Raw genomic sequence first — 4,634 nt, 5'->3', positions numbered from 1 at the left:
CTCCGCGTCCACAGCATTCTCACCAGTCCCGGGGAGTGAGTCTCGCCGTTGCTCGGTTGGCTCGAAGTCGATGACCTCCTTCTCCTTGGGCATCGCTTTGACCTGGATGCCGCGCCACTCGCCATCGACGCCCACGAGGGCCTCGGAGAAGCCGGCGTCCTCGTTGCCCGGCACGGCGTCTTGGACGAACCGCATCTGCGCGTAGTTCAGGCCGAACTCGTCGGCCCACTCCTCGTCCATCCCGTCGAGACGGTGGAACTGCTTGACCGCACACTGGTCCAGAATAGCCTCGCTCTCGGCGTGCTCGAAGAACTCGTCGACCGTCTGCGTGACCAAGCGGATTGAGAGGTCGTGGTGACGGTGGTGGCGGAACACCGTTTCGAGGAACGCCAAGCTCGCGGCGTCCTGCATGATGTAGCGGGCCTCGTCGATGTAGAACACGACCTCCTTCTCCGAGACTTTCGCCCGCTCGTAGACCAGCGAGATGAGCAGCTGCATGGTCAGCGCCGTACTGCTGTCGACGCTCCCCTCCTGCTGGGCGAGATCGAGATAGATGACCTTCTCGTCCCGGATGTCGAAGTCGGATTCCTGGCCGAGGTTGGCGTGGCGACCGTCGTCCTCGAAGGGGCGGAGCTGGTCGAGGAGCCACGTCGCATCCTCCTTGATCTTCCCTGCCTCTTCGTCGGACCGGACGACGAACTCCTCGGGGTCGTCGACCATATCCTCGAACACGTCCATCATATCACGGATGGTCGGACTCGGATTGTCGTGCGTCGAGATGTCGTCGGTGATGCCCTGACGCTTGTAGGCACGTTTGAGGGCGAGTTCGAGCGTCGTCCGCCGGTCTCCCAGTGAGATGCCGCGGAGCGCGAAGAAGTTCGTGAGGAAGCTCATCGCGTCGTCGAGCTTCTCGTTGAACGGGCTCGCGTCCTCGCCCATCGCCCGCTGGACGTGTTCGGGCGTCTCCCGGATCTCCAAGGGGTTCAGCCCGAGTGTCCCGCCGACCGTGATGCGTTTGGCGTCGAGCGCCTCTGAGACGCCCGCCCAGTTGTTCAACGGCTCGAGGATGATGCCGATGCGGTCCTTGCTCTGCTCGATGGACCGGATGAAGTTCTGCTTGGAACTGAACGACTTCCCCGAGCCGGTGTCGCCGACGGTGAACATCGCGTAGCCGTTATCTCGGGCAAACGGATCGATGACCACCGGGCTCTGGTTGTCCTTGTGGATGCCGAACTCGACACCGCCTTCCTCGAGAATCGTCGCGTTGTGCGGCGAGGAAAGCAACGCGCCGACGGCGCCGCCGAGCGCAATCGACGTCCGCCCGAACTCGTTGTCGCCGATGGGCGCGGCGGACTGGAGGGCGAGATCCTGCCGACAAATAGCCGTTTTCGGTGTGAGGTTCGCCGGGTCGTCACGGAGCGCACTCTTGACCGTCTGGACGGCGTCCCGGAGTTCCTCCTTCTCGTCGGCTCTGACCGTGATGAACATCCCCTGGTCGAAGACGTTCGCGCCGTTCTCGACGGCCGTGTACGTCGCTGCGGCCTCGTTGGCGCGTTCCTGCAGGTAGGCACTCCGGATACTCTGTTCGAGGTCAGCGTCGACCTGCAGGTCGTCAGCGATGTCCTGTAGTTCGTTCCGGGCTCGCTCCTGATTTTTCGGCGTGATGTGGGCCGTCAGATCGAACTGGACGTCGGTCATCTCGAAGAGGTCACTCAGATACCCGTCGTTAGGATAGTCGGCATAGTTAGCGATGTACAGCGTCGTCGTCCACTGTTCGCCGACCCGTGCGGCTCGCGTTTCCCACTCGACAGCTCCGGGCGCGGTCACCGTCTTGTGTGACTCAGAGATGTCGTCAAGGAGCTTGCGTTCGGCCTCGCCTTCTTCGAGTGTCTCCTCGTCGAGGACATCGGTGAAGTCCACGTCTGGTTCATCATCCGCAGTGAAGCGGTCCCAGAGATGCTTGCTGCCGACGCCAAGGCCGAGACCCACCACAAGGGCAAGTACTGCACTTTCTGCTGGCGTCAGATTCTGGAGCCACCCGGCGACGGAGCCAAGCGCGCCACCACCAGTCTGGAGGAGCACGTTACGCATCGTGTGGGTCCTCCCGGCGCGAGTGGCCGATGATCGATTGGTCGCGAACGACACGCTCCGCCTCGTCGTAGTCGTGTTCGCGGCCGTTCCAGAAGTCCATATTTAGGACGAACAGCTCGACCGTGCTGAGTCGACGTGCGGACCACCCCGACGCCTGCTGGATGAACTCGGATCGAACGTCGTTCACCCGACTGTCGAGCTTCTCGAACATCTGCGCGCGGCGCTCGACGTCAGTAAGGTCCTCGCGGCGGGTAACAAAGGGATTGAACAGGAACCCGATGACGGGGAACTGCGTCAGCTTCTCTGCGGGGGTGCCCTCGTCGCGGAAGCGGTCGTACACTTCTATCGGGCTGACTTCAACGCCGATGTAGTACCGGACCTGCTGGATGCCCCGGTCACGCATCTCCTTCGGCCGTGTCTCCCGGTACTCTTCGAGGAGTTCCCGGAAGATCGGGTTCTCCGTGACGTCTTCGTCAGTGAGGCGCTCCTCGATGGTCTCGGTGATCTGCTCCACCGGAAATGAACGGGTTGTGGCGTGGAGTTTGAGCTTCGAGTCCAGCTCTTTGTTGGCGAACTCTTCGCCAGCGTCCTGGAGCTGCGCCCAGTCGTCGGACATCGCGAAGTCCATGTTGGCTGGATCGATCTCGATAAACGCCTCCATCGCGCCGTCTTCACGCTGGATGGCACCAGCGCCAGGCCACGCTCGCTTGATGTTCGTGAGGTCTTGCGTTCGCTCGTCGGGCTTGAATGGCGTGTAGTTCGCGAGTCCGCCCTGGTTCCGCTCTGACTCGTTGGTACTCGTGTCGGCGTCGGCGGGCGCACTGAACGTGACCTGAGGCCGTTTGAGGTAGCGATAGACGTCTTTGGTCCACGTCCAGGCGTTCAGGTGGGTTGGTGAGACGTAGATGACGGCGACGCCAAAGCCAAGCCCGCCAGCAACGAACGGGAGGGCCAGTGATTCGATCCCGGTGAGGCCAGCGATAAACAGTCCAATAATGGGGAAGGCGATGAGCATGCCGACGTCCCCTTCCTCGATATTGAGATACGGGATGCGACTCTCCTCGCCGAACTGATCCATGATGCGCCGTGCGGCCGCGTCTTGATCTGTTGACATTGTTAGTGGATTCCTCGATCAAACTCCATCCCACGGTCGTCACTCGCCGATTCGGCTGTCGCTCCACCAGGGTCATTCTCTGTTCGACGGTACGATGGCGTACCGCCATCGTTTCCTCCATGCCCACCGCGGGCAGCCGCTTTTTGCGCGACGGCGTGGCCAGCGGCGGCTTTCGGCCCCCACCGAGCGGCGGTCGTCGCGACGCCGGCGCCACCGACGTAGGCTCCAGCGGCGACACCGCCAACGAGTGCTGCGCCTTTCGTCGCACCGCCGACGACTTTGGCCGTCAGCGGAGTCGCGTATTTGAACGTCTTCCACGTGATGTAGAGGGCGACCAGCGGGAGGGACGCAGCGACGAGATATTTGAGGAATGCTGTTCCTGGTGTGAGCGTTCCACCGCCGTAGATCAAATCGTATCCCTTGAGGACCATCGCTGCTGGGAGCGGGAGGACAGCCAACGGAACAAACCGTTTGCAGAACCCCATCGCGATATCGGATACGACCGGAATGTTTCCGTAGGCCAGTGCAAATGCAATTGGCATCCCGTACAGGTAGACATAGAGCAGAATCATCCGGATGTAAAATAGCGCCTCCAGCGCCCACATCGAGATTCCACCAATCACGGCAAACAATAATCCCAGCCCTGGGTTTGTGATAGATACTTCCAAGAATCCAATCATCGCCTCCGTAACCGAGGAAAGCTCCGGCATCAAGGCGATAGTGAATCCGTCAACGAGGTAGAGTGCAAGAGTGCCAATCCAGTACCACGTAATGATTAGAAAAGCACCGACCCAGGCCGTTTTCTTCGTTTTTCGGGCTTCGTAGGTACTTCCAATATTGAAGATCCGAACCGTGTGACGGCCCTGAACGCTCATCACAAGGAGCAAGAGGGCAACTAGCATGATTTCGCCGCCGATGAGAGCATCGTGAATCGCTGGCCAGGGTGCATTGGTCGGTTCACCGAAGACAAAAGCTCCGTTCGTCTCTGGAGTGGGTGTCCCGAACATTCCCTCAGTCAGAGTTTCATACCCTGATCTGAGACCGTCCATGAACAGCCCAATAAACCACTCAACGACGCCCTTGATACCCTCAAGGACGACATCAATGAGATCGACCATCGTTATACCTCAGTGATCGTGACCTCACAATCAGTCATATCGTCGGAACTAGTGTATTGGACGTTGTAGGTGCTTGAGACCTGATTTCCACCGACCCGGGTCTCAACGATAACAGTAAACTGGCCACTATTCCCGTCTGGGGAACATCCCATCCCGTCCTCAGTTTCTGTGCCGAACGGAAACGAACTACTGAACAGGTCGGCCGTCTCGCCAGGGGAGACTACTACCCGGTCGGTTTCGTGCATTCCACTGCCTCTGGGGTTCTCAATTGGATTGGGAACGTCCCCGGAGAAGATTAGTTCAGTTATCGC

General features: G+C 60.1%; 3 protein-coding genes and 1 pseudogene. All 4 read right to left on the bottom strand.

Annotated features, from left to right (window positions below):
* The coding region (locus tag ACQUQ1_RS21655) for a VirB4 family type IV secretion system protein (protein WP_435066287.1) at positions 1-2,091 on the bottom strand (2,091 nt) is incomplete at its 3' end.
* A complete protein-coding gene (locus tag ACQUQ1_RS21650) occupies positions 2,084-3,205 on the bottom strand; it encodes a hypothetical protein (RefSeq protein ID WP_435066286.1) in 1,122 nt (373 codons plus the stop codon). The genes ACQUQ1_RS21655 and ACQUQ1_RS21650, both read right to left, overlap by 8 nt.
* 2 nt (positions 3,206-3,207) lie before the next feature.
* Complete coding sequence (locus ACQUQ1_RS21645; protein WP_435066285.1) at positions 3,208-4,323, bottom strand: hypothetical protein; 1,116 nt, start codon at positions 4,321-4,323, stop codon at positions 3,208-3,210.
* A 2-nt stretch (positions 4,324-4,325) separates the two neighbouring features.
* Positions 4,326-4,634, bottom strand: a pseudogene (locus tag ACQUQ1_RS21640) (hypothetical protein); the annotation flags it as partial.

Origin of the sequence: Halobaculum sp. EA56 (assembly GCF_051195075.1) — an archaeon.
Lineage (GTDB): Archaea > Halobacteriota > Halobacteria > Halobacteriales > Haloferacaceae > Halobaculum.
The sequence above is the reverse complement of the archived record's forward strand: the minus strand, read 5'-3'. Positions and strand labels throughout refer to the sequence as shown.